Origin of the sequence: Corynebacterium sp. zg254, from assembly GCF_024701495.1 — a bacterium.
GTDB classification, from domain to species: domain Bacteria; phylum Actinomycetota; class Actinomycetes; order Mycobacteriales; family Mycobacteriaceae; genus Corynebacterium; species Corynebacterium zhongnanshanii.
In genome coordinates this window covers 335,610-361,990 of sequence record NZ_WIAR01000002.1, presented here as the reverse complement: position 1 = coordinate 361,990, position 26,381 = coordinate 335,610, and the positions used below count along the sequence as shown (strand labels likewise).

The window sequence follows — 26,381 nt, the reverse complement described above, 5'->3', positions numbered from 1 at the left end:
GCCCTAGTGCTTCTGAATGAAGCCGAAGCGGTGCTTCGTCTCGGACACCGCCTGCTCCAGCAGCAGCGGCAGCAGCTCCCGGCGACCATCGGCCAGCACATCCTGATCCAGGATCACCGCGCCGGACTTCGCGGCAGCCACGTAGAACTCCTCGGGAGTCTCACCCAGGCTGCGGATACGCGCGCAGCTGGCGTTCTCGATCTCCTGAGCGAACTGCTTATCGCTGGTCACGCGGATCAGGTAGCCGTTGACAGCGGAATCGCCATAGGCTTCCGTCACCTTCGCAGGGGCAGCGTTAGCTGCCTCGTGTAGTGCCAGGGACAGGCCGGCGAAGTTCTCCGCGTTGATCTCGTTGGCGGAAATGTCCAGCGCCGTGCCGGTGATGTAGGACGCCAGCACCAGACGCAGCAGGTCACGCGCGTTGGTGTGCTCGTTGACGCGCACGCGCAGCGGTTCCAGCAGGCTGCGGTAGCGGAAGATGTTGGACTCCACGGTCAGCCCGGTCTTGTCGTGCTCGATGCCGAACTCGGTGGCCCAGTTGAACGCGTCAGACTCCGCAGCGGTGCGCAGCCACTCGTGATCCGCGCCGGACAGGGCGTTGTCCTGGTCGTTGACGGGGATCGCCGCGTGGAAGGTGCGCAGCAGCTGGGTGATGCGGGCGTCGATGGTGCCGGTCGGCAGCTCGGCGAGGTCACCTTCGGACCAGATGCCCTGCTGCGCCACGTAGTTCGGGCCGCCGGCCTTGGCGCCGGAGCCGATGGAGGAGTTCTTCCATCCGCCGAAGGACTGACGCTGAACGATAGCACCGGTGATACCGCGCTGGATGTAGGCGTTGCCGACCTCCACGCGCTCGCGCCAGTAGTCCTTCTCATTGTCATCCAGGGTGTGGATGCCGCCGGTGAGGCCGAAGCCGGTGGAGTTCTGCCACTCGATCGCCTCATCCAGGGTGGACGCGTGCATGATGCCTGCCACGGGGCCGAAGCACTCGTGAGTGTGGAACCAGGAGCCTGGCTTGACGTTGTCGCGCAGGCCAGGGGTCCACAGGGTGCCTTCCTCGTTGAGCTTCTGCGGCTTGACCAGCCACTTTTCGCCTGGCTCCAGCTGGGTCAGGCCGCGCAGCAGCTTGTCGCCGGGCGCCTCGATCACGCCGTTCATGTTGGTGGAGATGTCCGTACCGTGGCCGACCTTGATGGTGCGCACGGCGTCCACCAGCTGGTTGCGGAATCGCTCGGACTTGCCCAGGGAACCGACCGTAATGATCAACGACGCCGCCGAGCATTTCTGTCCTGCATGTCCGTACGCGGACTTAAACACGTCTGCCACGGCCAGGTCTGGGTCGGCCGAGGGGGTGACGATGATGGCGTTCTTGCCGGAGGTCTCTGCGTTGATGGTCAGGCGGGGCTTCCAGCTGCGGAACAGGGCCGCGGTCTCGGAGGCGCCGGTGAGGATCACGGAGTCCACATCGGGGTGGGACACCAGGTGCTTGCCGGCGTCCGCCTCGTCGGCGTTGACCAGCTGGACGAGGTCCTCGGTCACGCCGGCGTCACGTAGAATTTCCATGAAGATCTCCGCGATGCGCAGCACTTGTGGCGCTGGCTTGATGATGACGGTGGCACCGGCCGCCAGCGAGGCGAACACGCCACCCAATGGGATGGCGATGGGGAAGTTCCATGGTGGGGTGACCACCACGGTCTTGTACGGGGTGAACACGGAGCCGCGGACCAAGTCCAGCTGGCGAGCGGACTCGGCGTAGTAGCGGGCGAAGTCGATGGCCTCGGAGACCTCGGGGTCCGTCTCGGCGATGGTCTTGCCAGCCTCGAACACAGCAGCGGAGATCAGGCGGCCGCGGTTGTCCGCCAGGGCGTCAGCGGCGCGATCCAGAAGTTCGGCGCGCTCAGCGCCGGACTTGGAGCCCCAGGCCTCGGCGGCGCGCCGGGAACGATCCACGGCGGCGTCGATCACGGCGGTATCGGTGACCAGCTCAGACACGGCAGGGCCGGGATCGTTGGACGGATCGATCAGCTGCAGAGCCCACTCGCGGTTGGCGGGCAGCACAGGGTCCGTGTCCGGCTCGTTGATGAAGTGGCCGGCGATGCCGCCGGAGCGGGTACCGGCGCGCTGCTTGGATTCCTCCAGGCGGTTCTGCGTGCGGTACGGGCCAGCAACGGTGGTCCAGCGGTCCTGCACGGAGTTCAAAAATGCCTGCTTCTGGCCATCCATCGGGGAGAAGCCAGCGCCCTCGTCATCGCCGGGTGCGAACAGGGCGTAGAGGAAGTTCTGCTTCGCGCCGTTTTCCTCCAGGCGGCGAACCAGGTAGGAGATCGCGACGTCGAAGTCCTCCTTCTTCACCACAGGGGTGTAGAGGATCAGGTCACCGACCAGCTCGCGGATGGCCTTGGACTGGCCGGGGGCCATGCCCTGCAGCATCTCGATATCCAGCTGATCCTTCACTCCGCGCTTGTTGGCCAGCTCGATGGCCAGACCCAGGTGGAAGAGGTTGTGGCTGGCCACACCGATGCGGATGTTGTCCGCGTGCTCCGGCTGCAGGATGTAGTCCAACAGGCGCACGTAGTTGGCGTCCACCTCCGGCTTGGTGGGGTAGGGGGCCAGCGGCCAGTCGTGGATCTCGGCGTCCACGTTTTCCATGGAGAGGTTCGCGCCCTTCACCAGGCGCACCTTGATCTTCGCGCCGCCGGCCTCGCGGCGCTTGCGGGCGAACTCCGCGAGGGTCTGCAGGGCGTAGAACGTGTCCGGCAGGTAGCCCTGCAGAACGATTCCGGCCTCCAGGTCGTGGAACTCCTCCTCGCTCAGCAGTTCCGTGAACAGGTGGATCGTGAGATCCAGGTCCTTGTACTCCTCCATGTCCAGGTTGATGAACGGGTGAGGGTTGCGGGTCATGGCCTGGCGGTACAGCGGACGCAGACGATCCTTCAGGCGCTCGATGCTGCCGTCGTGATCCCAGTGGTTCAGCTGGGACACCACAGAGGAGGCCTTGACGGACACGTAGTCCACGCGTGGGTTCTTCAGCAGGTTAATGATGTCGTCGCGGCGGCGCGTGGCTTCCTCTTCACCCAGCACAGCCTCGCCCAGCAAGTTGAGGTTGAGGCGGAATCCCTCTTCGCGGCTGCGGTCCAGCAGCTCGTCCAGTGCCTTACTTTCTGCATCCAGCACCAGGTGCGCCACGGTAGAGCGCAGGTAGCTGCGGGCAATCGGCATGACCACGCTGGGCAGCAGTGGGGCGAAGATGGAACCTGCGGTGACCAGCAGGGAATCGATGGGGCCCATGAAGTCCGGGATCGGTGCGGACTTCTTGAACGGGTGGGCGATCTTCACGAATTCTTTGGCAGCGACGCGGTTGTCCTCGGGGCGTGCCACGCGGTCCACGAAGGCGAAGGTGAACTCCACGCCGTCGGGGTCATGCACCAGGTCAGCCAGTTGCTGCGTGGATGCGGAGGTTTCTTCAATCTGGAGCCATTCGTTGGCGCGGGAGATAGCGGCGTCAACAACGGCTTCCACGTCGCCGCTGTTGGGAAGTGGGGTGTTTGCAGGAGAGCTCATGCCTTGTTCCTTCTACAAGATGATGTGCACAGGCGTGCATGCTTAGGGATTACAAAAGGGATCATCGGGGAAGGAGTGGGGCGACGGGAGGTCGATCGCCGGTGGGGCGGACTCGGTTGGTGTTCAGCACGGTGTTCCTTGGAGCGGTTGTAGCTGTGTTCCTTGTCACCGGATCTTAGCGATTTGTTTACCGCGTGGAAAGGGGCCGGGGGATAGTTTCGATTGCCCCCGGTTTTCCCTGCTGTAGCTATGTTTTTAGGTGTATTTTCGTGCGCTGTGGGCAGGCTGCAGGCAACCTTTGGATAGGCTGTGTGGCGCCTGTGAGGAGAAGCGGGAGAGATCGCGCCGGGCGTCGGGGAAAATAAGAAAACAACAGTCACATGTGTCACACAATTCACTTAAGAATTCACGCTGCTGGGCTTTTTCGATAGACTGAGGCGCTGTGATCACTTTTGAGCATGTATCTAAGAGCTATCGGACGTCCACGCGCCCCGCGCTGAAGGACGTGAGCCTCCACATCGACGAGGGGGAGTTCGTCTTCCTCATCGGCCCCTCCGGCTCCGGTAAATCCACCTTCCTGCAACTCATGCTCGGCGAAGTCACCGCCGACGAAGGCGCGCTGGAGGTCGCCGGATTCGACCTACGCACGCTCAAAGGCAAGAACATCCCCAAGCTCCGCCAGCGCATCGGCTACGTCTTCCAGGACTTCCGTCTGCTGCCGAAAAAGAACGTGTACGACAACGTAGCCTTCGCCCTGGAAGTCATCGGCAAGAAGCGCTCCGAAATCCAAGAAACCGTACCCGACGTGCTCAAAACCGTGGGCCTGGACGGCAAGGAACGCCGCTTCCCCAACGAGCTATCCGGCGGTGAGCAGCAGCGCGTCGCCATCGCCCGGGCCTACGTCAACGAGCCGAAAATCCTGCTCGCCGACGAGCCCACCGGCAACCTCGACCCGGAAACCTCCACCGAAATCATGTTGCTGCTCAACCGCATCAACCAAACCGGAACCACCGTCATCATGTCCACCCACGACAACGTGGCCGTGGACTCCATGCGCAAACGCGTGGTGGAACTGTCCAACGGCAAACTGATCCGCGACGACGCCCGCGGCGTCTACGGCGTAGGCCGATAGAAGGGGAGAAGCACAATGAAACTAGGATTCGTCCTCCGCGAAGCCCTCGCCGGCTTCCGTCGAAACATGACCATGACCGTGGCCATGATCATCACCACGGCCATCTCCTTGGCGTTGCTCACCACCGGCTTCCTGCTGACGGACATGACCCAGCGCACCAAAGACATCTACATCGACAAGGTAGAGGTCATGGTGCAGCTCAACGATGAGCTCTCCACCACGGATACGGACTGCTCCAGCGAGGAGTGTGTTGCGCTGAAGGAGACCCTGGAAGGCGACGACGGCGTGGAGGCCGTGACCTTCCGCAACAAGGATCAGTCCTACCAGCGCTTCGTGCAGCTGTTCGGTCAATCCGACCCACGCCTGGTGGAGCAGACCTCCCCGGATGCGTTCCCCGCCGCGCTGCACGTTCGTCTGGTTGACCCCACCGAAACAGAGCCCATCGACGCGATCAAGGACAACCCCGCCGTGGGCAACATCGTGGACCAGGGCGCCGAGGTCCAGGAAGCCACCAGTAACCTGGACGCCATCCGCAACGCCGCGTTCCTCATCGCCGCGGTGCAGGCCCTGGCCTCCATTTTCCTGATTATGAACATGGTCCAAATCGCTGCATTCAACCGCCGCAGCGAGATCTCCATCATGCGCATGGTCGGCGCCACCCGCTGGTTCACCCAGGCGCCGTTCGTGATCGAGGCCGTGATCGGCGCCGTGATTGGTGCCGTCCTGTCCATTGCTGCGCTGCTGGCGGCGAAGACGTTCGTGGTGGACAAGGCCATGGCGTCTTTGTACGACGCCAACCTCGTCGCGCGCATCACCAGTGGTGATATCTGGATCGCCGCGCCGTTCGTCGTGTTGTTGGGGGCGGTGGTCGCCGCCGTGACGGCTCAGGTGACGCTGCGCTGGTACGTGAAGAAGTAGCACACCGGGCAACCGCCCTGCTGGTGCCGCCCGGATTCTGAGAGCCGGTTCTTGTGGTTGCTGGTAGGCTGTGAGCAATCATGGCGAAAAAAAGTACACCCGTACACTCCGGAAAAGCGGCCTCCAAGGCATCGCGGGCCAAGGCAAAAGGCTCCAAGGGGACAGCGAAGGGCGCTGGCCCCTTGGTTGTTGCGACCAACCGCAAGGCTCGCCACGACTACCACATTGTGGACACCTACGAATGCGGCGTGGTGCTGGTCGGCACCGAGGTGAAGTCCCTGCGCGAAGGAAAAGCCAGCTTGGTCGATGCCTATGCCACCATCGACGAGGGCGAGGTCTGGCTGCGTGGCCTGCACATCCCGGAGTATTCCATGGGGCACTGGACCAACCACTCCCCACGCCGCGTGAGGAAGTTGCTGCTGCACCGCCGGGAGATTGATTCCCTGCTGGGTAAAGTCCGCGAGGGGAACTCCACCTTGGTTCCGCTCCAGTTGTACTTCTCTGGGGGACGCCTGAAATGCGAATTGGCATTGGCCCGGGGTAAGCAGCAATACGATAAGCGCCAGGACATCAAGCGCCGCACGGAAGAGCGGGAAGCCACACGTGAGCTCGGCCGGCGCATCAAGGGCCTCAACGCCTAAAATCCCATACCGCATGAGCTGTCGGTGTGTTTAAACAACCGGCATGGATGCCTTTTCCCGATGGCGCCGAGTTTCCCGACTCAACGCCCTCCCGTCGGCGCCGTCAGCTCACGCAACAGGCACCTGAGCACGACGGCGAGTAGGCGGCGTCGGACGTCCGATTAATCGTCCTTGCCTGCGGCGTTGGGCGTGGACGAGCCGGAGGTGACATCGGAATGGAGGGATTCGTCGATCTCGCCGGAGATGAGGGACTCCTTGCGCATGCGTCCCCGCGACATGTCCACCGCAAAGGCAATGGCCGTGGCGACGACGGTGGGGATCAGCCAGCCCAGGCCCTCGGTGAACAGGGGGATGGACGAGGTGAACGTCAGGGACTCCATGCCCAGCAGGTTGTGGTTCACGCCCAGGTCGATCAGGGAGAACAGCAAGGCCACATACACGGCGGTGCGGTAGCTGTACGGCAGGCGATGGCGAGGAACCAGAAGGTGGAACATGCTCAGCAGCACCAGGGCAATGGCGGACGGGTAAATCACGCCGATGACCGGCGCGGACATGCTGAGAATGCGCTCCAGGCCCAGGTTGGAAATCCCGAAACCGATCAGGGTGAAGGTAATCGCCCAGGCGCGGTAGGAGATGCCCGGCAACAGCTCGTTGAAGAAGGCCGAGCAGGCCGCGATCAGGCCCACAGCCGTGGTGAGGCAGGCCAAGAGGACCACGCCGGAAAAGACCATGTCGCCCGTGGAACCGAGCGTGAGCTTCGAGGCGGAAGAGAGCACCGCAGCGCCATCGGAGTAGCTGGACTTGTCCGGCATGCGGGTGCCCATCACACCCAGGCCGATGTACACCAGCAGCAGGAACGCACCAGCGGTGATGGCAGCGATGGAGGTGAGCTTCACGACCTTCTTGTGATCGGTGATGCCGCTGCCGCCGAAGCTGGACACCACGATGATGGCAAAGGCCAGGGCCGCGATGGAGTCCATGGTGAAGTAGCCCTGCAGCACGCCGGCTACCAGGGCGTTGGAGCTGTATTCCTCGGTGGCTTCGATGGGAGGGTTGTTCATCGAGCGGATGCCGACGATGGTCAGCACGGCCAGGAGGATCAAAAGCACGGGGGTGAGGTAATTACCCAGCGTGTCCGCGACTTTGCCGGGGAACATCACAATCGCGAACGCGATAGAGAAAAACACAGCGGTGCACACCAGGCGCCAGAGGCCACCGCTTAAGCCGAAGGTGGATTCAATGCCGAGCTCGTAGCCGATCGCCGCGGCGCGGGGGAGAGCGTAGAACGGGCCGATGGACAGGTAGGCCACGACGGAGAAAGCTACGCCGAAGATCGCGCCGGCACGGCTGGCCAGGTCCCGCACGCCGGATCCGGACACAGCCACCGCGATCACGGTGATGACGGGCATGAACACGCCGGTGAGGAGGAAGCCGGTGATTGCTGGGATGAAGTGGTCGCCAGATTCAATGCCCAGCATGGGAGGGAAGATCAGGTTTCCCGCTCCGAAGAACATGGAAAACAGCATGAGTCCCACGGCGAAGAGGGTGGAGATGGTTCTTTTCTTCGATGACGTGCTGCTGGTTGTGCCGCTGGATGACATGCGTGGGGGTCCTTGTTCTGAGTGCGCTGCGTGAATGTAATGCTGACTATTGGCTATATTTCTACAACTTCCGACAGTACGTGGAGGTGGGCGCGCCTGTGAAATTAACAGGTAGGGTTACTCAGCTTGGGTGACACAGGTTGGGTTTCGGTGCTGCGTGGGGTAGCATGAGACGAACTGTAGAGAATAAGCATTTCCGCTCTACGGCACCATGGGGTCGATTCTGGTTTCGACTTCGTGTGTTGAGTTAGGGGAAGCGTGCCGGTGCAGGCAGGAGACCACCGTGAGCGTCGCTGCACACCTATAAGCGCCGAGAACACTCAGCGCGACTACGCCCTCGCTGCCTAATTAGAAAGGTCTAGCGACCGCGTGTCTGTCAGCCCAGGCCTGTCCCTCGTCTGGATCCTGGCATCGTTTTTAGGGACTTGCCTTTCGGCCTTGTTGGTTGGGCCGGAAGGGACTTTCAAACCAACTGGGTTCGTCATCCTCGCTAGTTCGTGTGACGAGGAGAGCCGAGTAAAGACAACAACGAACTGCGCACGGAGAAGCCCTGGCGAGATCGCGAAGGACCCGGGTTCAATTCCCGGCGGCTCCACAGGTAACAAATCCCAGCTCAGCGATGAGCTGGGATTTGTTGCATCTGGGCAGGTCGGAGGGGTATTGCGGAAAGTACTTTATGGGCGTGACAGCAGCGCTAAAGGGCTCCTATATGAATATCATTGGTCACAATTTGGTTTGACATGGGCCTAAAGATCTGTTGACGAGTTGAAGATACGGCGCCTGGGCGTGAGGTGACGTCTCGAGGTCATCATCTACGCAGGGATCTAGCCGGAGAACTCCTAGTCGGACGTTGCGCGGTAGTGATTGAATCGCTCTACAAGCATGGGGAAGCCATATAAATCCCAAAAGTACATGCTTACTGATCCGCTGCTCAGTCCTCCGTGTGAAAACCGTTCGATCCAGTAGCGCTTCTGCCAGTGTTTCGGATTTCCAGAAGCATCTCGTGAAGCTTCAGCCTCGATAATCGCCCAAAAAGCGCCTTTGATGAGTACTTCAAGCTCGTCCGCGGTCTCAGGTAGTGGTGTAGAAGCAAACCGTTCTTGCAGATCTCTCCACATATATGGGTCGCCGCGAAGTCCCCATTGGCTCGGTTCGCCGTCGAACAATGCGCTAACGGTGTAGACCATCTTTTTAGCTCCTTTGCTATCCCCATCGATCCATATCGTCTGCAATAGCAGAAGGCGCGAGCTGCTCAGATCACGGATCTTCCCTTGCACTTCTGCTATCCGACTGTATGCTCGAGTATAGATGAGTTCTTTACTTTTGTCGAAGAATTGGGCGTTTTGACGTATCGTACGTCTCGCGTCCGCACGAAATTGAGGAGGCTGTTATCTATGCATAGCTGGCCATTTTTTACGGTGTTTGCTGTCAGCTTTGTGATCTGCGCGGGGTTGGCGGCGATTCGTACGCCTGAGGAGCCAGGCCGTTCGCGTATCGGTTTTATTGTGGCCATATTCTGGTTGTTTCCCGCACTAATTATTTTGGTTCTGATCCTTAGGGACGGCTCCCGGTCGGCTCCATTAGGTGAATTAATCGCGATTGCTGTATATGCCCTTATTGTATCTTCGGCGGGTACTTATGCCCTCGAGAAGCGTAAGCTTCGCAAGCAGTAGCCTGTGGGGCCATCTGATGTGGGACAGCGACTATCGCAGGGTACTCCCTTTCGGGTGTAGGTAAAAATAGAATCGAAAAGGTGTACTCGATGGTCGCCTTCGTGTGCGCTCGCGCAATGTTTACTGCGGGCTACATATACGCTACGCGTGCGGACGTAACCCAGCGTATGCCTTCCATCTGGTACGTTTGGTTAGTGAACATGTTGTCGTGACTCAGAAAGGCTTCTTGCATGTCTCAATCACGAGCTGGTCGCATGTATCATTCGATTCTCGGTCTCTGGATCGTCTCCATGGTGTTGCTCATCGGATCTGCCGCTCTGAATTTTGATAGTGGAGTGGCGACGGCATTGGTGATGGCCTCCGGTGCTACCGGTATTTTATCCGCGCTCTATGTTTATTATCTGGCGGAAAAACGTGGGAGAGAAGAAAGGGTCAACCCGCTTCTGTTGACGGTCACCGGACTCCTAGTCGCAGTATTTTTCTACGTAGTGGTGAGCGTACTCGTCATGTGAGCGATCGTGAATATCGGCACTGTTCACTTGCAGTCGCGTTTCTTGTCATAGCAGTACCTGCGATCGAACTAACGCCAAAACCCCGTCGCTGACTTCTTGTCTTCAATATTGAATTCAATCATGCGTCGCAAGAGATCATACGGTGGCTCTGCGCCCCACGGAACGCGAAACAGGTTCGCCGTGTAGGACACACCCAGTTCTTTCAACGCCTCCTCGAACTTCGCGATCCCCACCTGCTCCGGCGCAACGGATAAATGCTTGGCCGCATACGAAAAGCCAATGATATATCTCCCATGATCCGTGAACATGGGCTGATTCCACGCAATACACACCCCAAGGTCCGGGAATGTGCTGTGAATCCAGTGAAGAAGCTCCAGCGCCTGCTGCCTATGTTCCGCGGTGGAGATTTTCTCTAAAACAGGGGAGAAGAACTCCTCCAGGTTCTCTCCCTGCGTCATCTCAACAGTCATGAACCCCAGTATTCCACCCCGCGCCCTACGATGCTCACCGTGCTCATCTCCGCACAATGAGCCGAGCCCTTACATCCCATACAGCCGCCGCTGGTTCTCCTCGATCTGTGCCGTAACATCGCTCCCCCGCAGCTCACTCAGGCGATCCAGCGTCCACCGCAGCGAACTCATCACATCGTCCGCGGCTGCCGCGCCACACGCCTCACCAACTTCAGAGGACTGACGCTTCGGCAAATCAGTCTCCAACAACAACCGCTCCGCCGGAACCTGCCTCACATACGCCCGCCCCTTCTTGGACTCCAACATCCGCGGATTTACCGAAATATACCCGCCCGCGCGCATCACCCGAGTGAGCTCGTCACTGTTCCCCGAAAACCAATGAAATACCGGCACCACCGAACTATCATGAGAATCGACGCCAGCCTGCGCCAAAATATCCACCACCACTCCCGCGGATCTCACTGCGTGAATCGATAACACGTATGGCTCCGTATCGGCACTCCCATTATCCTCAGCACGCTGGCGGACCGTCTGAACAATGGAGCGGAAAACGTCGGATTGGAGCTCCTGGGAGGCGGAGGCCAGGCGTCGGGGAGAAAAATCAAGACCCACCTCACCAATGAAACGGGTAGTGCCCACTGCCTGTTGAAAAATACGCAGCTGCCGGTCCGCCTGCTCGCGGGATTCAATGGCCCACGGGTGAAAACCCAGTGAGGCTCGTGGCATCTGCTGCTGCGCACGAAAAGACTCCGGCGTGAGCGTTTGTGGCACAATTCCACCACCGGCGGCGTCCACGGCAGACAGAAAAGCCGCACGTTCAGACAGAGGAAGAAAGTCCAGGTGATAATGCGTATCGAGCAGCATGGCCTAAGCCTGGATACCTGCCGCGGCCAGCGCTTCCTCTCGGGAACGGTACCTGCGCGGCGGACGCGGAATGGCCTCCATGCCGGCAAGTCTGCGAATCACCTTTCCCGCCAGCATTTGGCCCATAATGGGCGGCATATAACTCATCGAACCCAGATTCTCACCCTTGGAGCGGCTGGTGCTGTTTTTCCTTTTCACGGGAACCTCCGTGGAATAGAGCACCTCTAGCCCCTTAATGCGGCGCTTTCTGCATTCCGTGCGCACCACCTTGGACAGAGGACAGTTGATGGTCTTGCGGATATTCGCGAATTCCAGGTACGTGGGATCCAATTTATTGGCCGCCCCCATGGAGGACAATAGCGGCAGTTCACGATCCGCGCACCACCCGGCGATATTGAGCTTCTGGGACACCGTGTCAATGCAATCCACCACGTAATCCGAGCGGGGGAATGCGTCCAGTGTTTCGGCAATTCCTTGCGGCGTGAGGAACACCGGCTGGGCGTGAGTGGTGATGTCCGGGTTGATCTCGTAGACCATGCGCTGCATCACCTCCGCCTTCTTCTGCCCGAGCGTCCTGGTAAACGCCAGCGCTTGGCGGTTGATATTGCTTTCCTCCACCACATCCCGGTCCAACAGGATCAGCGTGCCCACGCCACCTCGGGCCAGGGCTTCAGCGCAGGCCGAACCCACGCCACCTAAGCCCAGCACCATCACGGTGGAGTCCTCCAATTTGTCCAGTCCACTATCGCCCAGGAGCAGCTTCAGTCGTGCCAGGCGCTCGCTACGAATCTTCACGTGCGTTCCTTAATCCCGTCCGTCTCGTCTGTATCGTCCTTTACTCAAGGACAACACGATAGCCCACTCGCACTAGCCTGGCCCTGTCGGATCCCCCACTAAGTACCCCACAATGCTTAGTGCATTTTAATCAAATATGCGCATGCGATTAATGTGTGATGAATGAATGCAGTGTTAGTCGCAGTGATCGTGATGCTGGTACTGTCCGTGTGCCGCGTTCACGTGGTCCTCTCCCTGTTCATCGGCGCGCTGGTGGGCGGGCTCCTGTCCGGCATGGGGCTGGACGCCACCATGGTGGCCTTCCAAGAGGGACTGTCCGGCGGCGCGAAAATCGCGCTCAGTTACGCCCTGCTGGGCGCCTTCGCCATGGCGGTGGCCTCGGCGGGTCTGCCGCGCCTGCTCGCCGAGTTCATCATTGGCAAGCTCGGGGTGGAGAACGAACAGACCAAAGCCACCACTATCGCCGTGACGAAGTGGCTGATGCTGGCGGGCATCCTGGCGATGGCGATCATGTCCCAGAACCTGATCCCCGTGCACATCGCCTTCATCCCGCTGATCATCCCGCCACTGCTGTCCATCTTCAACAGGCTCCGCATCGACAGGCGCCTGGTTGTCTGCATCATGACCTTCGGCCTGGTCACCACCTATATGTGGATCCCACTGGGCTTCGGCTCTATCTTCCTCAACGACATCCTGCTGGGCAACATCAACAACGCCGGCATGGACACCACGGGCATCAACATCATGTCCGTCATGGCCATCCCTGCCCTGGGTATGTTTATCGGTCTGCTCATCGCCGTGTTCTTCAGCTACCGCAAGCCCCGCGAGTATGCCGAGAAGCCCATCGAGGGATTGAAAAAAACCGACGCCGACGAGCCCATCTCTCGCTATAAAATCGTCGTCTCCCTCGTTGCGATCCTCGCCACCTTCGCCGTGCAGATCATCATGCAGACCCAGGACACCGAAGCTGATTCCTTGCTGATTGGTGCTCTGGTGGGACTGGCTATCTTCCTGTTGACGGGTGCGGTCAACTGGAAAGAAGCCGATGATGTCTTCACCGGTGGCATGAAGATGATGGCCCTGATCGGCTTCATCATGATCACCGCTCAGGGCTTCGCCGCGGTGATGTCCGCCTCCGGCGAGGTGGAAAGCCTCGTGGCCACCTCCGCGGACCTGTTCGCAGGCAACAAGGTTGCTGCCGCGTTCGCCATGCTGCTGGTGGGCCTGGTGGTGACGATGGGTATTGGGTCCTCTTTCTCCACGCTGCCGATCATCGCCACCATCTACGTACCTCTGTGTGCAGCTATGGGATTCTCCCCAGCCGCCACGGTCGCGATCATTGGTACTGCGGGCGCGCTGGGAGATGCGGGATCCCCGGCGTCGGACTCCACATTGGGTCCCACGGCCGGACTCAACGCCGACGGCCAGCACGATCATATCCGCGATTCGGTGATCCCTACCTTCTTGCACTTCAACATTCCACTGCTGCTGGCAGGCTGGGTCGCTGCGATGATGCTTTAGCTATCATCGTGGCTTATGGCGGATTACAGCGAAGGAAAATACGCAGATATTGCTTTCGACGACTATGTTATTGCGCGCCAAGAAGCCATCGGCGCGCATAACAGAGTCAATGACACGATCGGCGGACAGGACTTTGAGTTCCGCGACGGGGAAGTGAAACTGATCCGCTCCGCGCAACACTTTTTCCTCTCCACGGTCACGGGCGCCGGATGGCCCTATGTGCAGCATAGGGGAGGGCCTCCGGGCTTCGTGCACGTCCTGAACCACAAGACCCTGGCCTTTCCCGAGTTTCAGGGAAACATGCAGTTCGTGACGGCCGGAAACGTGGACCGGGACGGGCGTGTGTGCCTGTTCTTCGTGGACTATCCCACCCGCTACCGGCTGAAAGTGTTTGGCCACGCGCGCTTTATCGAAGCCGGCGAGGACCCGGAGTTTGAGGAGAGAATCCGGGACCTGGGAGACAGCGAAATCCGGGCGAAGATCGAAAGAATAATGGTCATCACCGTCACCGCCACGGATAAGAATTGCTCCAAACAAATCAAGCCCCGCTACACAGAGGAACAGATCCAGGAACGCCTGGACCTGTATCGCGCGGACATTAAGGAACTCAAAAACCGCGTGGCGGAATTAGAGGCGCAGCTCGAGAGCGCGCAGGGTAGCTAGCGCTAATTAATCCGTGCCTCGTGCCCAGCCCAGGCCTCATCCCGGAGCTCGTTCTTCCGCACCTTTCCCGTGGACGTGCGGGGCAGCTCCTGAAGAATGCGGATGTCACGCGGCACCTTGTAGCCGGCGATGTGAGCGCGGCAGTGTGCAATGATCGCCTCCTCGATGGCCTTCCTGGCCTCCTGGTTTTCCGCGTTCTCCTGGGTCTCCGCGTCACCATCGCACACGTTCGCCGCCGCCTCTGGCCGCAGCACCACATAGGCGCGGGGGCGCTCGCCCCACTTCTCATCGGGCACGCCAATGACCGCACAGTCGGACACGTCCGGGTAGCTGACCACGGCCTGCTCCACCTCGATGGTGGAGATGTTCTCGCCGCCGGAGACCACCACGTCCTTCGCGCGGTCCAGCAGCTGAATGTAGCCGTCGGGGTGCTTCACGCCCAGGTCACCGGTGTGGAACACCCCGCCGCGGAAGGCTTCGGCGGTGGCGGCGTGGTCCTTAAAGTATCCGGCCATCACACCGTTTCCACTCAAGACAATCTCGCCCATGGTGGTTCCATCGAACGGCACATCCTCCACCAGGTCCGAGTCCTTCTCGGTTTCCTTGATGACCCGCACCTGCTCATTGGTCACCATCGCCACGCCTTGCCGGGCTTTGAGGATCGCGCGGCGTCGGACGGTCATGTCCTGCCAGTTCGGCTGGGGTTCGCACACGGTGTAGGGACCGTAGGATTCGGTCAGGCCGTAGACGTGCGTGACCTCCACACCCAGGTTTTCGCATCGGGTGATGATGGTGGGGCTCGGCGGGGCGCCGGCGGTGACAATGGAGAGGTTCTTCACGCGCTTTTTATTGTCATCGTCCACCAGGGTGGTGAGCACGGCAGGGGCGCCGCACATGGCCGTCACGCCCTCGTCGCTGATGAGGCGCCACATGTCCGGGCCGCGAACCGCACGCAGCGCCACCTGGGTGGCCGTGACCGCCATGGAGGCCCAGCCGGTGCACCAGCCGGAGCAGTGGAACATCGGCAGGGTCCACAGGTAGACCGTGTCCTTGGTGAACTTCTGCGTCTGCACCTCGCCGAGCGCGTTGAGGTAGGCGCCGCGGTGCGTGTACACCACGCCCTTGGGTTTGCCGGTGGTGCCGGACGTGTAGTTGATGGCGATAGCTTGGCGTTCATCGGCCACGCGGTAGGTCAGCCGCTCACCGTCGCGATGTGGCTGAAGGTAGCTGCTGAATGTCGTGATGATGTCCGACGCCAACTCCACATCCCCCAGGTCCGCGCCCGGTTCAGCCCCGTGCTCGTCGGCAATGAGGATGAGGCGCGACAGGTCCCGATCCACGGCCGTCACCGCGGCGGCCAGCAGGTCCCGCTCACCCAGCACGATGCTGATGCTGGAGTGGTCCAGGATGTAGGAGACCTCCGCGGGAGCCAGCCGGGTGTTGATCGCGACCACCACGGCGCCGGCCAGTGGGATGGCGAATTGCGCCAGGAGAGCTTCGTAGGAGTTGGCGGCCAGCACGCCCACACGGTCGCCGGGCTGGATTCCATCGGCGCGGAGTGCGCGGGCGAAGGCTTGGGCGTCGGCATCGAATTCACGGAAGGTGATGCGGCGCGGACCGTCTACGCAGGCGATTTTGTTGGGGCTGATTCCGGCGCTGCGCTGCAGGAACCGTAACGGTGTGAGGGCCACGTTGAGTCCGTCGCCGTAGGTGGGGGCGGGCTCTGGGGCCGTGGTGACAAGGGTATAGGGCACATCGGAGGATGGAGTATTCATGGAAATACCCTATAGTTTCGTGGAACATAGAAGGGGCGTTTTCGATGAAATACATCGAAAACGCCCCTGTTGTGGTTCACACGGTGTGGGGGAGGCTCGAGATCTCCGAGTGCTTTAGGCTCCCGAGCGCCATGGGTTGTTGGTGTCCACCAGGAACTGGTGCACGTCCTCCGGCTTCGCGCGCAGCTTCGGATCGAAGTCCAGGTACGCCTTGGTTTCGCGGGCGATGAGGCCAGACAGAACCAGCAGACCCACCAGGTTCGGCAGAGCCATCAGGCCGTTGGCGAGGTCGGCGAAGGTCCACGCCAACTCCAGCTCCGTGGTCGCGCCCAGGAATACCACGCAGGTAAACGCGGCGCGGTAGGGCAGGGACGCCCACAGGCCGAACGCGCGCTCTGCGTTGCGCTCACCGTAGTAGGACCAACCCAGGATTGTGGAGAAGGCGAAGAACACCACGGAGACGGACACGATCGTGCCGCCCCAGTCCGCGCCGATGCCGCGGCTGAAGGCTTCTGCGGTCATCGTGCCGGCGGCGTCGGCACCACCTTCCCACGCACCCGTCGTGACGATGACCAGTCCGGTCATGGTCACCACGATGATCGTGTCAATGAACGTCTGCGTCATGGAGACCAGGCCCTGGCGGACAGGGTGGGTGGTCTTCGCCGCGGCCGCAGCAATGGCCGCGGAGCCCATGCCGGACTCGTTGGAGAAGATGCCGCGGGCCACACCCATGCGCAGAGCCGCGATGATGGTGGCGCCCAAGAAGCCTCCGGTGGCGGCGGTGCCGGTGAAGGCGTCGGTAACAATCATGCCCAGCGCTGCGGGGATTTCGCCGGCGTGCTTGCCCAGAACGATCAATCCGCCACCGATGTAGATCACGATCATCAGCGGCACGAAGGCAGAGGTGACCTTACCGATGGACTGGATGCCGCCCAGCAGTACGGTACCCACCAGCACGAACATGATGATGCCGGTGATCCAGGGATCCACATGGAAAGTGTCCTCCAAGCCGGTGGCCACGGCGTTGGCCTGGGTGAGGTTACCGATGCCGAAGGAGGCGATGATGGCGGCGATGGTGAAGAACCAGGCCAGGAACTTACCGAAGCCGCCCTGGATTCCCTCGGAGAGGTAGCGCTGCGGACCACCGGAAATGTGGCCGTCAGCATCCTTGGTGCGGAAGCGGACACCCAGGAAAGCCTCCGAGTACTTGGACGCCATGCCCAGAAGACCCGTGACCCACATCCAGAACAGCGCGCCGGGACCACCCACGCCGATGGCGGTGGCCACACCGACGATGTTGCCCACACCCACCGTGGCGGCCAGTGCCGTGGTGAGCGCCTGGTACTGGGTGATGTCACCCGCGCCGCCTTCGTCGTTACGGTCGATGAGTCCGTGGCGCAGGGCCACGCCGAGGGTGCGGAACTGGAGACCCGCCAAGCGAATCGTAAGGAAAATTCCTGTTCCCAGCAGGAGAGGGATCAGGAGGAATGGGCCCCACAGGATAGATCCGGCGGTGCCCAGAATCTCGTTAAGCCGGTCTGCAAATGAAACGTCATCCATGGACGGTTAGATTACTCTGTGCGCAGGCAGTTTCACTAGGGAATGCGCAAAAAATCATGGCAAAAGTCCTAGAACGCTGCCAGTTTGCTGGCAATGGGGGTAGGGAAGATGCTAACTGTCTGTCAAAAGGGCACATGAGGCCCCGTAGGGCTTGGTAATTTTACGTGGTGGTTGGAATAATGATTCGGGTATAAAACGCGAAAGGACTACTCCGTTGAGTCAGAAGATTAAGGCGCCACAGCAGGATTCCAGCAAGGGATTCATCTGGGGCATCGTCGCTATCCTCATCATCGCGGCCGTGGTAGGCGGCCTGTTCATCAAGAAAAACAGTGACCATAATGCTGCCGGTATGGATATGCCACAACAGGACGTTGCATTCGACGTCTCCTTCAAGGACAACGCCGTTGTCCTGGCCTCCAAGGATCTGAATCCAGACGCAAAAACGGCTGTGATCTACGAAGACTTCTCCTGCCCGCACTGTGGAGAGTTGGCGGAATCCGATCACGAGAACCTCCTGGCGGCGTTGAACAACGGCGACATCAAGGTGGAATACCGCATCCTGAACTTCCTGGACGACCCCGAGCGTCGCTCCTCCTCCCGGGCCGGCGCAGCAGTCATCGACCTGGCCAAGGAAGGAAACGCCAAGGGCTTCTGGAACCTGCAGCAGTACATTTTCGCCAACCAGGTCGAGGTGTCCCGCACCTGGGGTAACGAGGAAATGGCCCGCGCCGTGTCCAGCTACGGCGTGGACCAGTCCATCGTGGACGGCGTGAAGAGCGGCAAGAACCAGGAAGCTACCCAGAGCGTCTTCCAGGCCAACAGCGACAAGCTGTCCAAGCAAGCTGGCCAGGTGTCCACCCCTCGTATCTTCGTGGATGATAAGGAGATCGAGCTGGTGGCCGATAAGAATACCGGCTCCATCAAGTCTTGGGTTCCCGAGGTTGTTAACCCTTAAGCATTGGAAGCGTGTGATGCCTGCGATTGCTGCAGACAACGCGGGCGCGCAAAAAGACCTCAACCAGGCGATTTGTTTAGTCGCTTCACGGTGATGTAGGCTTTTGACGTTCGAGAGCACACACGCTTTCCACGGGGCTATGGCGCAGCTGGTAGCGCACCACACTGGCAGTGTGGGGGTCACGGGTTCGAGTCCCGTTAGCTCCACAAACAGCCACCGGGAATACCCGGTGGCTTTTTCACACAAGTGGCAAGGACGACCATGGCTCAGAACACCTTCAACGAATCCACGAGCAACAACTCCACTAACAACTCCACGGCCCTCCCGCGGGAGGACAGGTCCGGCGGGTGGGGAGCCACGAAGCTGTTCGGTGCCACGATGCTCATCCTGGCCACCATCGGCGAGTTCTTCTCCTTCCTCATCACGGTGGACAAGATCGCCCTGCTGGTCGACCCCACGTTCGTCCCCGCCTGTACGTTCAACGAGGTCGTCTCCTGCAGTGACGTCATGCAATCACCGCAGGCCAACGCCTTCGGATTCCCCAACCCTCTCATCGGCATCCTGGGCTACGGCGTGGTCATGACCATCGGCGTGGTGCTCATGACGGGTGCCAAGCTTCCCCGGTGGTTCTGGTGGTGCACGCTCGCCGGCATGACGTTCGGGATCGTGTTCGTCCACTGGCTCGCCTACAGCGCAATCTTCGTGATCGGCGCCCTGTGCCCGTACTGCATGGCCGTGTGGGCGATCATGATGCCGCTGCTCATCATGACGATGGTTCACATGATGCGCGAGATCCGTCGCGACCGCGGGGACGTCGTGGCGCACTCCGCATTCGGCATGCCGCTGCTGGTGGTCATCGCGTGGTACCTCGGCGTGACCGCGGTCATCTGGATTCAGCTCTTCATGTAACGAGTGACTCCACTGATAACTAGCGCCACCACTGGTCGTGAGGCGTGACGGGCATGGCCCGCTTATGGCGAGTTCGGCTCCACCAGGATTCGATGATTGCTGCGGCGTCGGCGTCGATCTCTCGTCCCTCGAGGTAGGCGTCTATATCTTTATATCCGACGCCCAACGCCACCTCGTCCGGAAGCGCCGGCCTGTCTTCCTCCAGGTCCGCCGTGGGCACCTTTTCCCAGGTGGAATCCGGGGCGCCCAGATGGCGCAACAGGGACGCGCCCTGGTTCTTCGTCAGGCCCGCCAGCGGGATCAGGTCGGCTGCGCCATCGCCGTGCTTGGTGTAGAAGCCGGTGACGGCCTCCGCGGCGTGATCGGTGCCGACCACCAGGGCGCCCACCTGGCCGGCGAGGGCGTATTGGGCGATCATGCGCGCGCGGGCTTTAATGTTGCCCTTGTTGAAGTCCGTGATGGGGGAGCCGTCGAGGGCCTCGGCGGTGGCGCGGGCCATGGCGTCCGTGGAGTCCTTGATGTTGATGGTCAGCGCGCAGCTGGGCTGGATGAAGCGCAGGGCGATCTGGGCGTCCTGCTCGTCGGCTTGAACGCCGTAGGGAAGGCGGACGGCGTAGAAGGTGAAGGAGTGTTCAGCCTCGGTGCGTTCAGTGTCGGCGGCATTGAGCTCATCCACCGCGAGCTGGCAGAGCTTGCCGGCCAAGGTGGAGTCCTGGCCACCGGAAATCCCCAACACCAGGCCGCGGGCGCCGGTGGAGAGCAGGTAGTCCTTGATGAAGGCCACGCGCCGGGCGATCTCCGTGGCTGGGTCGACGGTGGGGGCGCAGCCGAGCTCCTCAATGATCTGTCGGCGCAGGGGAGACAGGTGGTGGTCGTCAGTGGACGGGGTAGAGTTCATGAACACCATAGTAACCACCGTGGGGTATGAAGAAACCGTAGCTCATTTGTGTTTTTTGCTAGGTGCTGGGTAAACTAATCGCTTGTGTTTGAGTTCGAGGCTCACTGGGCGCTTGCTTAGATGTTCGTCTAACAGCACCCGCCAGCCCGAACGCTTTGGAATAGATGAGGAAAGGAGCGCCCAATGAAGGTTCGCAAGTCCCTTCGGTCGCTGAAGAACAAGCCGGGCGCTCAGGTCGTTCGTCGCCGTGGCAAGGTTTATGTGATCAACAAGAAGGATCCACGTTTCAAGGCTCGTCAGGGCTAATCCTTTTAACAGCGCGACTCTTAAACCAACCCCTTCTCCGCGAGTGATGCGGGGGAGGGGTTGTCGCGTGTGTGGGGCGGGGCTGTCGTGTGCAGGGGGTGGGTTGTGGTAGTGCTCACGAGAGTGAAATTACAAGAATGTTTTTTTACCGTCTAGATGTTGTAGCTCCGCCAGAATACGACCTGCGAATTCCATAGTTGTAACTACTACATCTAGTGGTCTGGGGCTTTCCATGGCCCTAAATATTGTGTTTTCCATGTTGTCTCCCCGCCCGATTCTGTGTAAGCTCAAGCACGTCACAAAGATGGAACACAGGCCATCACCCACCGCCGCTTTTCAGGAAGGTCACGCCATGATCACTCTCTACACCAAGCCAGCTTGCGTTCAGTGCACTGCAACAAAGAAGGCCCTTGATAAGGCTGGCTTGGAGTACGAGACCGTGGACATCAGCCTGGACGACGAGGCTCGCGACTACGTCATGGCGCTGGGCTACCTCCAGGCGCCCGTCGTGATCACCGAGGACGGCCACTGGTCCGGCTTCCGCCCAGACCGCATCCGCAGCCTGGCCTCTGCAGCCGCCTAAGAAGCTCTACAACCCGGCGCTTCACCTCACACACCACGCCGGCACGTGCCGACGCCCGGCGTCGGTATGTATAGGGCACGTCATGGTGACAGGCGTTGGACACGTCATGTCGGCGTGATCGTGCACGTCACGTCGGAAAAGAGCAGCACCATGCTGATAACCTATTTCTCCTCCACCACGCTCAACACCCACCGATTCGTGCAGAAACTCGGCATTGACAACGTGCGGATTCCCTTGCGAGCCAGCGAGGGCGAGCTGATCGTGGATCAACCACACGTGCTGATCGTCCCCACCTACGGTGGCGGCGCCAGCATTTCAGGAGACTTCAGCAGGCCGGTGCCCAAACAGGTCATTCGATTTTTGAATAACCCACACAATAGGGGACTGCTGCGCGGCGTGATCGCCAGCGGAAACCTGAACTTCGGCCCAGACTTTTGCAAAGCCGGCGAGGTCATCGCAGCGAAATGCAAGGTTCCCTACCTCTATAGATTCGAGCTGATGGGCACGGATGAGGACGTGGTCCGAGTGCAGCAGGGGCTCGCCGAATTCGAACAAGCGCTCCGATCTGAACACCGCTGGGGAGCGGATGTGAGACCGTCCGTGTAAAACGGACAACGTAGAACGCACGAGAAGACACACCAGAAGAAAGACACCAAAGGTACAAGCGAATGACTTCCACCGAACTCGGAAAGACCGTGGCGGAGCCTGTCCACCAAGCCGAGCAACTCGACTTTCACGCGCTCAACGCACTGCTGAACCTGTACGACGAGAATGGCAACATTCAATTCGATAAGGATCGCGAAGCAGCCAACCAGTACTTCCTCCAGCACGTGAACCAGAACACGGTCTACTTCCACGACCTGGAAGAAAAGATCGATTACCTGGTCAGCAACAAGTACTACGACCCGGAGATCCTGGACAAGTACGACTTCGCGGACATTAAGGCCCTGTTCAAGCGCGCTTATGCCAAGAAGTTCCGTTTCCAGTCCTTCCTGGGGGCGTACAAGTACTACACCTCCTACACCCTAAAGACCTTCGACGGGCGGCGCTACCTGGAGCGCTTCGAGGACCGCGTCAGCATGGTGGCGCTGGGCCTGGCTGATGGTGACGTGGAGCTGGCGGGACACCTCGTCGATGAGATCATCGACGGGCGATTCCAGCCAGCCACCCCAACCTTCCTGAACGTGGGTAAGGCCCAGCGCGGCGAACCCGTGTCCTGCTTCTTGCTTCGCATCGAGGACAACATGGAGTCCATCGGCCGCTCCATCAACTCCGCACTGCAGCTGTCCAAGCGCGGCGGCGGCGTGGCACTACTGATGTCCAACATCCGTGAAGCCGGTGCACCCATTAAGCACATCGAAAACCAGTCCTCTGGCGTGATCCCTGTGATGAAGCTGCTGGAAGACGCCTTTTCCTACGCCAACCAGTTGGGCGCCCGCCAAGGTGCGGGGGCTGTGTACCTGCACGCGCACCACCCGGACATCCTCAAGTTCCTGGACACCAAGCGCGAAAACGCTGACGAGAAGATCCGCATTAAGACCCTGTCCTTGGGTGTGGTCATCCCGGACATCACCTTCGAGCTGGCCAAGCGCAACGATGACATGTACTTGTTCTCTCCTTACGATGTGGAGCGCATTTACGGCAAGGCTTTCGCCGATGTGTCCATCACGGAGCACTACGAAGAAATGGTGGAAGACCCACGCATCCGGAAGAAGAAGATCAACGCCCGTCAGTTCTTCCAGACGCTGGCGGAGATCCAGTTCGAGTCCGGCTACCCGTACATCATGTTTGAAGACACGGTGAACAAGGCCAACCCAATCGACGGCCGGATCACCCACTCCAACCTGTGCTCGGAGATTCTGCAGGTCTCCACTCCGTCCGAATTCAACGCGGACTTGAGCTACGCCACCATCGGTGACGACATCTCCTGCAACTTGGGATCGATGAACATCGCGGCAGCCATGGACTCTGAGGACTTTTCCAAGACCATCGAGACTGCTATCCGTGGCTTGACCGCCGTCTCTGACCAGACGTCTATTGATTCCGTGCCGTCCGTGCGTCAGGGTAACGACCACTCCCACGCCATTGGCCTGGGTCAGATGAACCTCCACGGCTACTTCGGCCGTGAGCACATCTACTACGGCTCCGAGGAATCCTTGGACTTCACCAACGCGTACTTCGCGGCCGTGATGTACGAGGCACTCAAGGCATCCAACAAGATTGCCATCGAGCGCAAGACCAAGTTCGACAACTTCGAGAACTCGGACTACGCCACGGGCGCGTTCTTCGACGCGTACGACCCTGCTGACTTCGCGCCGAAGACCCAGCGCATCCAGGAGATCTTCGAGGCCTCGTCCATTCACACCCCGACGGCCGAGGACTGGGCAGCGCTCAAGGAATCCGTGATGGAGCACGGTATCTACAACCGTAACCTCCAGGCCATCCCGCCCACAGGCTCGATTTCCTACATCAACAACTCCACGTCCTCGATCCACCCAATCGCCTCAAAGATTGAGATCCGTAAGGAAGGCAAGATCGGCCGTGTGTACTACCCAGCGCCACACATGACCAACGAAAACCTGGAGTACTACCAGGACGCCTACGAGATCGGCTACGAGAAGATCATCGACATCTACGCGGCGGCGACGAAGTACGTGGACCAGGGGCTGTCCTTGACCCTCTTCTTTAAGGACACGGCTACCACCCGTGACATCAACCGCGCGCAGATCTACGCATGGCGCAAGGGCATTAAGACCATCTACTACATCCGTCTTCGCCAAACGGCCCTGGAAGGCACGGAGGTTGAAGGCTGCGTATCCTGCATGCTGTAGCTGTCACAGGCCGGTGCGTCACAGATAACAGACTCTGTGCGCACTAGGCCTCGGTGATGCTCGCGCCCGCAACACATAGCGTTGGCCCCGTCCCTTAAACTTAAGGGACGGGGCCAACGCTAGTTAGTATCTGAGGATTCCCTTTGAGGGGATCGAGAGGGGAGGCTTAGCGGCTACCCAGCTGAGCGTCGATGCGCAGCAGGCCGGATCCGTCGTTGCCCACCAGCTTCAGGTGGTCGATGATCTCGCTGACGGTGGCTTCCTCTTCGATCTGCTCGTCCAGGAACCAGTTCAGCAGGGAGCGGGAGTCGATGTCCTTGGTCTCCTCAGCCACGGCAACGATCTCGCGGATCAGGCCGGAGACGTGCTTCTCGTGGTCCAGGGCTGCCTCGAAGGCGTCCAGGGGAGTGGAGATCTTGATGGAAGGCATGTCGATGTTCTCAACATCCACGCGGGCGTCGCGGTCCAGCAGGTGGTCAGCGAACTTCTGTGCGTGCTCGCGCTCCTCGTCGGCCTGTGCGAACATCCAGTCGCGCATGCCGGTGAAGGACAGGCGGTCGAGCTCGTAGCCGAGCTGAGTGTACAGCAGAGCTGCCTTGTGCTCTGCGGTGACTTGGTCGTTGATGATCTTCTGTAGTTTCTCGTTGATGCTCATGAACCCGACTATAGACACACGGTGACGGGTCTGCCACTAAGTTTGCACTGCCTTTTTGCAGGTCAGGGACCATAAACAACAGGAAAGGCTGGGTTAACTTAGGGATCGCTGCGTGATAGTAAAAATATGATCATGACCAGGACTTTTGTAAAGATTTATGATCGCTACCGGATGAACTTCGTAGCGGCGTAAACAAGCCACTATGCCCCCACATGAGCAAAAAAATTCTTCAAAAATTTTTTCCGACGGGCGTTGCGACGGGGAGTCAGGGCAGCTTCTGACCGTTATGGGGTCTTCGTGTCGCAAAGGGGATATAGTCGGGAAGGTAAAGTCCGATTTGAAGGAGCGCATGGGCAATGACGGCACGTAAGCCACTGTCCCCAGCACATCACCAGGCTGGGGAACCTATTTCTGCCATCAACTGGAACAACATTCCAGACGACAAGGATCTTGAGGTCTGGGACCGACTCACTGGAAACTTCTGGCTTCCGGAAAAGGTCCCCCTGTCCAACGACGTTCCCAGCTGGTCCACCCTGAACGAACACGAGCGTCAAACCACCATGCGCGTGTTCACGGGCCTGACGATGCTGGATACCATTCAGGGCACCGTGGGTGCTGTGAAATTGATCGACGACGCCGTCACGATGCACGAAGAGGCCGTGTACACGAACATCGCCTTCATGGAGTCCGTCCACGCGAAATCCTATTCCTCTATCTTCATGACGTTGGCCTCCACGCCGGAGATTAACGACGCCTTCCGGTGGTCGGAAGAAAATGAGCACCTGCAGAGGAAGGCGGATACGATCCTCAATTTCTATGAGGGTGATGATCCGCTGAAGCGGAAGATCGCCAGTGTGCTGCTGGAGAGCTTCCTGTTCTACTCGGGCTTCTACCTGCCCATGTACTGGTCCTCGCACGCCAAGCTCACAAACACCGCGGACATTATTCGTCTGATTATTCGCGACGAAGCTGTGCATGGCTACTACATCGGCTACAAGTACCAGCGCGCGTTGGAGAAGGAGTCCCAGGCGCGTCGGGATGAGCTGAAGGATCACACCTTTGAGTTGATGTTTGAGCTCTACGACAACGAGGCTCAGTACACCGAGGACCTCTATGACGAGCTGGGGTGGACCGAGGACGTGAAGCGCTTCCTGCGGTACAACGCCAACAAGGCTCTGAATAACTTGGGGTACGAGGGACTGTTCCCGGCCGACGAGACTCGGGTTTCCCCGGCGATCCTGTCGGCACTCAACCCGGGTGGTGACGAAAATCACGACTTCTTCAGTGGTTCCGGCTCTTCTTACGTCATTGGTAAGGCCGAAAACACCACGGATGAAGACTGGGACTTCTAAACAGCACCCCCAAAACGTGGGTTCCGCAGCACTCATGAGGGACTCAGCTATTTAAATCGACGTTTAAGGGATAACATAGGAGCTATTCCTATGTCCCATAGGTATGTTTCGACGATCGGACCGCAGTTTTTCCAGCGATCAGCTCGCCGGCAGGCCGATGGATGTAAGGATCCAAAAAACTTGGGTGACCAGCACGACGAGCTGATCAC

General features: G+C 59.9%; 24 protein-coding genes, 1 tRNA gene and 1 other RNA gene. 16 read left to right on the top strand and 10 right to left on the bottom strand.

The genetic code is table 11. The features are described 5' to 3' along the window. Nucleotides 1–3: 3 nt before the first annotated feature. Entirely contained in the window at nucleotides 4–3,558 is a 3,555-nt protein-coding gene (locus tag GC425_RS07305; protein ID WP_151843198.1) for a bifunctional proline dehydrogenase/L-glutamate gamma-semialdehyde dehydrogenase, read from the bottom strand. Nucleotides 3,559–4,000: 442 nt separating this feature from the next. Here GC425_RS07305 and ftsE point away from each other — a divergent pair, with 442 nt between their 5' ends. From ftsE to smpB, 3 genes are all read left to right on the top strand, one after another. Then, nucleotides 4,001–4,690, top strand: coding sequence for a cell division ATP-binding protein FtsE (gene ftsE / locus GC425_RS07300; protein WP_151843199.1), 690 nt, complete (start codon nucleotides 4,001–4,003; stop codon nucleotides 4,688–4,690). Nucleotides 4,691–4,705: 15 nt separating this feature from the next. Then, a complete protein-coding gene (gene ftsX / locus GC425_RS07295) occupies nucleotides 4,706–5,608 on the top strand; it encodes a permease-like cell division protein FtsX (RefSeq protein WP_151844516.1) in 903 nt (300 codons plus the stop codon). Between the two features lie 80 nt (nucleotides 5,609–5,688). Next, nucleotides 5,689–6,249 (top strand): SsrA-binding protein SmpB, encoded by a 561-nt coding sequence (smpB, locus tag GC425_RS07290; protein ID WP_151844515.1) that lies wholly within the window; start codon nucleotides 5,689–5,691, stop codon nucleotides 6,247–6,249. A 161-nt stretch (nucleotides 6,250–6,410) separates the two neighbouring features. On the opposite strand, the gene brnQ is transcribed toward smpB, so the two are convergent. After that, entirely contained in the window at nucleotides 6,411–7,850 is a 1,440-nt protein-coding gene (brnQ, locus tag GC425_RS07285) for a branched-chain amino acid transport system II carrier protein (protein ID WP_151844514.1), read from the bottom strand. A 213-nt stretch (nucleotides 7,851–8,063) separates the two neighbouring features. Between brnQ and ssrA the strand changes: the two genes are divergently transcribed. Beyond that, nucleotides 8,064–8,448: a transfer-messenger RNA gene (gene ssrA, locus GC425_RS07280) on the top strand. A gap of 241 nt (nucleotides 8,449–8,689) precedes the next feature. On the opposite strand, the gene GC425_RS07275 is transcribed toward ssrA, so the two are convergent. Further along, complete coding sequence (locus tag GC425_RS07275) at nucleotides 8,690–9,037, bottom strand: hypothetical protein (protein WP_151844513.1); 348 nt, start codon at nucleotides 9,035–9,037, stop codon at nucleotides 8,690–8,692. A gap of 207 nt (nucleotides 9,038–9,244) precedes the next feature. Between GC425_RS07275 and GC425_RS07270 the strand changes: the two genes are divergently transcribed. After that, a complete protein-coding gene (locus GC425_RS07270) occupies nucleotides 9,245–9,523 on the top strand; it encodes a hypothetical protein (protein WP_151843204.1) in 279 nt (92 codons plus the stop codon). 230 nt (nucleotides 9,524–9,753) lie between these two features. Next, nucleotides 9,754–10,035: a hypothetical protein gene (locus GC425_RS07265; protein ID WP_151844512.1), complete on the top strand. Its 282-nt coding sequence runs from the start codon at nucleotides 9,754–9,756 to the stop codon at nucleotides 10,033–10,035. Between the two features lie 68 nt (nucleotides 10,036–10,103). On the opposite strand, the gene GC425_RS07260 is transcribed toward GC425_RS07265, so the two are convergent. The 3 genes from GC425_RS07260 to GC425_RS07250 all read right to left on the bottom strand — a co-directional run bounded on the left by GC425_RS07260 (nucleotide 10,104) and on the right by GC425_RS07250 (nucleotide 12,164). Continuing rightward, nucleotides 10,104–10,505: an iron chaperone gene (locus GC425_RS07260; protein WP_225723605.1), complete on the bottom strand. Its 402-nt coding sequence runs from the start codon at nucleotides 10,503–10,505 to the stop codon at nucleotides 10,104–10,106. Nucleotides 10,506–10,574: 69 nt separating this feature from the next. Continuing rightward, the gene (locus GC425_RS07255; RefSeq protein ID WP_151844511.1) at nucleotides 10,575–11,369 is read right to left on the bottom strand and encodes a TatD family hydrolase; all 795 of its coding nucleotides are present in this window, start codon (nucleotides 11,367–11,369) and stop codon (nucleotides 10,575–10,577) included. A 3-nt stretch (nucleotides 11,370–11,372) separates the two neighbouring features. Next, on the bottom strand, nucleotides 11,373–12,164 hold the full coding sequence (locus tag GC425_RS07250; protein ID WP_231699763.1) for a ThiF family adenylyltransferase: 792 nt from the start codon (nucleotides 12,162–12,164) through the stop codon (nucleotides 11,373–11,375). 162 nt (nucleotides 12,165–12,326) lie between these two features. On the opposite strand from GC425_RS07250, the gene GC425_RS07245 reads away from it, so the two are divergent. Both GC425_RS07245 and GC425_RS07240 read left to right on the top strand, forming a co-directional pair. Further along, nucleotides 12,327–13,685, top strand: coding sequence for a Na+/H+ antiporter family protein (locus tag GC425_RS07245; RefSeq protein WP_151844510.1), 1,359 nt, complete (start codon nucleotides 12,327–12,329; stop codon nucleotides 13,683–13,685). Nucleotides 13,686–13,700: 15 nt separating this feature from the next. Further along, a complete protein-coding gene (locus GC425_RS07240; RefSeq protein ID WP_151844509.1) occupies nucleotides 13,701–14,348 on the top strand; it encodes a pyridoxamine 5'-phosphate oxidase family protein in 648 nt (215 codons plus the stop codon). Nucleotides 14,349–14,350: 2 nt separating this feature from the next. On the opposite strand, the gene GC425_RS07235 is transcribed toward GC425_RS07240, so the two are convergent. Further along, entirely contained in the window at nucleotides 14,351–16,123 is a 1,773-nt protein-coding gene (locus tag GC425_RS07235) for an AMP-binding protein (protein WP_257822706.1), read from the bottom strand. Between the two features lie 114 nt (nucleotides 16,124–16,237). Beyond that, nucleotides 16,238–17,683, bottom strand: a complete 1,446-nt coding sequence (locus GC425_RS07230; RefSeq protein WP_151844507.1) for a sodium:alanine symporter family protein — start codon at nucleotides 17,681–17,683, stop codon at nucleotides 16,238–16,240. A 214-nt stretch (nucleotides 17,684–17,897) separates the two neighbouring features. On the opposite strand from GC425_RS07230, the gene GC425_RS07225 reads away from it, so the two are divergent. The 3 genes from GC425_RS07225 to GC425_RS07215 all read left to right on the top strand — a co-directional run bounded on the left by GC425_RS07225 (nucleotide 17,898) and on the right by GC425_RS07215 (nucleotide 19,547). After that, nucleotides 17,898–18,638, top strand: a complete 741-nt coding sequence (locus tag GC425_RS07225; RefSeq protein WP_151843211.1) for a thioredoxin domain-containing protein — start codon at nucleotides 17,898–17,900, stop codon at nucleotides 18,636–18,638. Between the two features lie 133 nt (nucleotides 18,639–18,771). Continuing rightward, a tRNA-Ala gene (locus tag GC425_RS07220) sits at nucleotides 18,772–18,844 on the top strand. Between the two features lie 55 nt (nucleotides 18,845–18,899). Then, on the top strand, nucleotides 18,900–19,547 hold the full coding sequence (locus GC425_RS07215) for a vitamin K epoxide reductase family protein (protein ID WP_257822703.1): 648 nt from the start codon (nucleotides 18,900–18,902) through the stop codon (nucleotides 19,545–19,547). 19 nt (nucleotides 19,548–19,566) lie between these two features. On the opposite strand, the gene nadE is transcribed toward GC425_RS07215, so the two are convergent. Continuing rightward, nucleotides 19,567–20,445: an ammonia-dependent NAD(+) synthetase gene (gene nadE / locus GC425_RS07210; RefSeq protein ID WP_257822702.1), complete on the bottom strand. Its 879-nt coding sequence runs from the start codon at nucleotides 20,443–20,445 to the stop codon at nucleotides 19,567–19,569. A gap of 183 nt (nucleotides 20,446–20,628) precedes the next feature. Between nadE and ykgO the strand changes: the two genes are divergently transcribed. The 4 genes from ykgO to nrdE all read left to right on the top strand — a co-directional run bounded on the left by ykgO (nucleotide 20,629) and on the right by nrdE (nucleotide 24,165). Then, nucleotides 20,629–20,751, top strand: a complete 123-nt coding sequence (gene ykgO / locus GC425_RS07205) for a type B 50S ribosomal protein L36 (RefSeq protein WP_003852698.1) — start codon at nucleotides 20,629–20,631, stop codon at nucleotides 20,749–20,751. A gap of 352 nt (nucleotides 20,752–21,103) precedes the next feature. Beyond that, on the top strand, nucleotides 21,104–21,334 hold the full coding sequence (nrdH, locus tag GC425_RS07200) for a glutaredoxin-like protein NrdH (RefSeq protein ID WP_151843213.1): 231 nt from the start codon (nucleotides 21,104–21,106) through the stop codon (nucleotides 21,332–21,334). Between the two features lie 150 nt (nucleotides 21,335–21,484). Beyond that, the gene (gene nrdI / locus GC425_RS07195; protein WP_151843258.1) at nucleotides 21,485–21,940 is read left to right on the top strand and encodes a class Ib ribonucleoside-diphosphate reductase assembly flavoprotein NrdI; all 456 of its coding nucleotides are present in this window, start codon (nucleotides 21,485–21,487) and stop codon (nucleotides 21,938–21,940) included. A 62-nt stretch (nucleotides 21,941–22,002) separates the two neighbouring features. Continuing rightward, nucleotides 22,003–24,165: a class 1b ribonucleoside-diphosphate reductase subunit alpha gene (gene nrdE / locus GC425_RS07190; protein ID WP_151843214.1), complete on the top strand. Its 2,163-nt coding sequence runs from the start codon at nucleotides 22,003–22,005 to the stop codon at nucleotides 24,163–24,165. A gap of 166 nt (nucleotides 24,166–24,331) precedes the next feature. Here the strand turns inward: nrdE and GC425_RS07185 are convergent, their stop codons facing one another. After that, nucleotides 24,332–24,820: a ferritin gene (locus GC425_RS07185; protein ID WP_151843215.1), complete on the bottom strand. Its 489-nt coding sequence runs from the start codon at nucleotides 24,818–24,820 to the stop codon at nucleotides 24,332–24,334. A gap of 356 nt (nucleotides 24,821–25,176) precedes the next feature. Here GC425_RS07185 and nrdF point away from each other — a divergent pair, with 356 nt between their 5' ends. Continuing rightward, entirely contained in the window at nucleotides 25,177–26,172 is a 996-nt protein-coding gene (gene nrdF / locus GC425_RS07180; RefSeq protein ID WP_151844505.1) for a class 1b ribonucleoside-diphosphate reductase subunit beta, read from the top strand. Nucleotides 26,173–26,381: the final 209 nt, after the last annotated feature.

Bases quoted from the DNA above. Each gene is read 5' to 3' on its own strand.
- GC425_RS07215 (WP_257822703.1), top strand. From the start codon at position 18,900: ATGGCTCAGAACACCTTCAACGAATCCACGAGCAACAACTCCACTAAC.
- GC425_RS07230 (WP_151844507.1), bottom strand. From the start codon at position 17,683: ATGGATGACGTTTCATTTGCAGACCGGCTTAACGAGATTCTGGGCACC.
- ftsX (WP_151844516.1), top strand. From the start codon at position 4,706: ATGAAACTAGGATTCGTCCTCCGCGAAGCCCTCGCCGGCTTCCGTCGA.
- GC425_RS07260 (WP_225723605.1), bottom strand. From the start codon at position 10,505: ATGACTGTTGAGATGACGCAGGGAGAGAACCTGGAGGAGTTCTTCTCC.
- GC425_RS07270 (WP_151843204.1), top strand. From the start codon at position 9,245: ATGCATAGCTGGCCATTTTTTACGGTGTTTGCTGTCAGCTTTGTGATC.
- GC425_RS07235 (WP_257822706.1), bottom strand. From the start codon at position 16,123: ATGAATACTCCATCCTCCGATGTGCCCTATACCCTTGTCACCACGGCC.
- GC425_RS07305 (WP_151843198.1), bottom strand. From the start codon at position 3,558: ATGAGCTCTCCTGCAAACACCCCACTTCCCAACAGCGGCGACGTGGAA.
- nrdH (WP_151843213.1), top strand. From the start codon at position 21,104: ATGATCACTCTCTACACCAAGCCAGCTTGCGTTCAGTGCACTGCAACA.
- nrdI (WP_151843258.1), top strand. From the start codon at position 21,485: ATGCTGATAACCTATTTCTCCTCCACCACGCTCAACACCCACCGATTC.
- GC425_RS07240 (WP_151844509.1), top strand. From the start codon at position 13,701: ATGGCGGATTACAGCGAAGGAAAATACGCAGATATTGCTTTCGACGAC.
- ykgO (WP_003852698.1), top strand. From the start codon at position 20,629: ATGAAGGTTCGCAAGTCCCTTCGGTCGCTGAAGAACAAGCCGGGCGCT.
- GC425_RS07245 (WP_151844510.1), top strand. From the start codon at position 12,327: ATGAATGCAGTGTTAGTCGCAGTGATCGTGATGCTGGTACTGTCCGTG.
- GC425_RS07275 (WP_151844513.1), bottom strand. From the start codon at position 9,037: ATGGTCTACACCGTTAGCGCATTGTTCGACGGCGAACCGAGCCAATGG.
- GC425_RS07255 (WP_151844511.1), bottom strand. From the start codon at position 11,369: ATGCTGCTCGATACGCATTATCACCTGGACTTTCTTCCTCTGTCTGAA.
- brnQ (WP_151844514.1), bottom strand. From the start codon at position 7,850: ATGTCATCCAGCGGCACAACCAGCAGCACGTCATCGAAGAAAAGAACC.
- GC425_RS07185 (WP_151843215.1), bottom strand. From the start codon at position 24,820: ATGAGCATCAACGAGAAACTACAGAAGATCATCAACGACCAAGTCACC.
- smpB (WP_151844515.1), top strand. From the start codon at position 5,689: ATGGCGAAAAAAAGTACACCCGTACACTCCGGAAAAGCGGCCTCCAAG.
- nrdE (WP_151843214.1), top strand. From the start codon at position 22,003: ATGACTTCCACCGAACTCGGAAAGACCGTGGCGGAGCCTGTCCACCAA.
- nrdF (WP_151844505.1), top strand. From the start codon at position 25,177: ATGACGGCACGTAAGCCACTGTCCCCAGCACATCACCAGGCTGGGGAA.
- nadE (WP_257822702.1), bottom strand. From the start codon at position 20,445: ATGAACTCTACCCCGTCCACTGACGACCACCACCTGTCTCCCCTGCGC.
- GC425_RS07265 (WP_151844512.1), top strand. From the start codon at position 9,754: ATGTCTCAATCACGAGCTGGTCGCATGTATCATTCGATTCTCGGTCTC.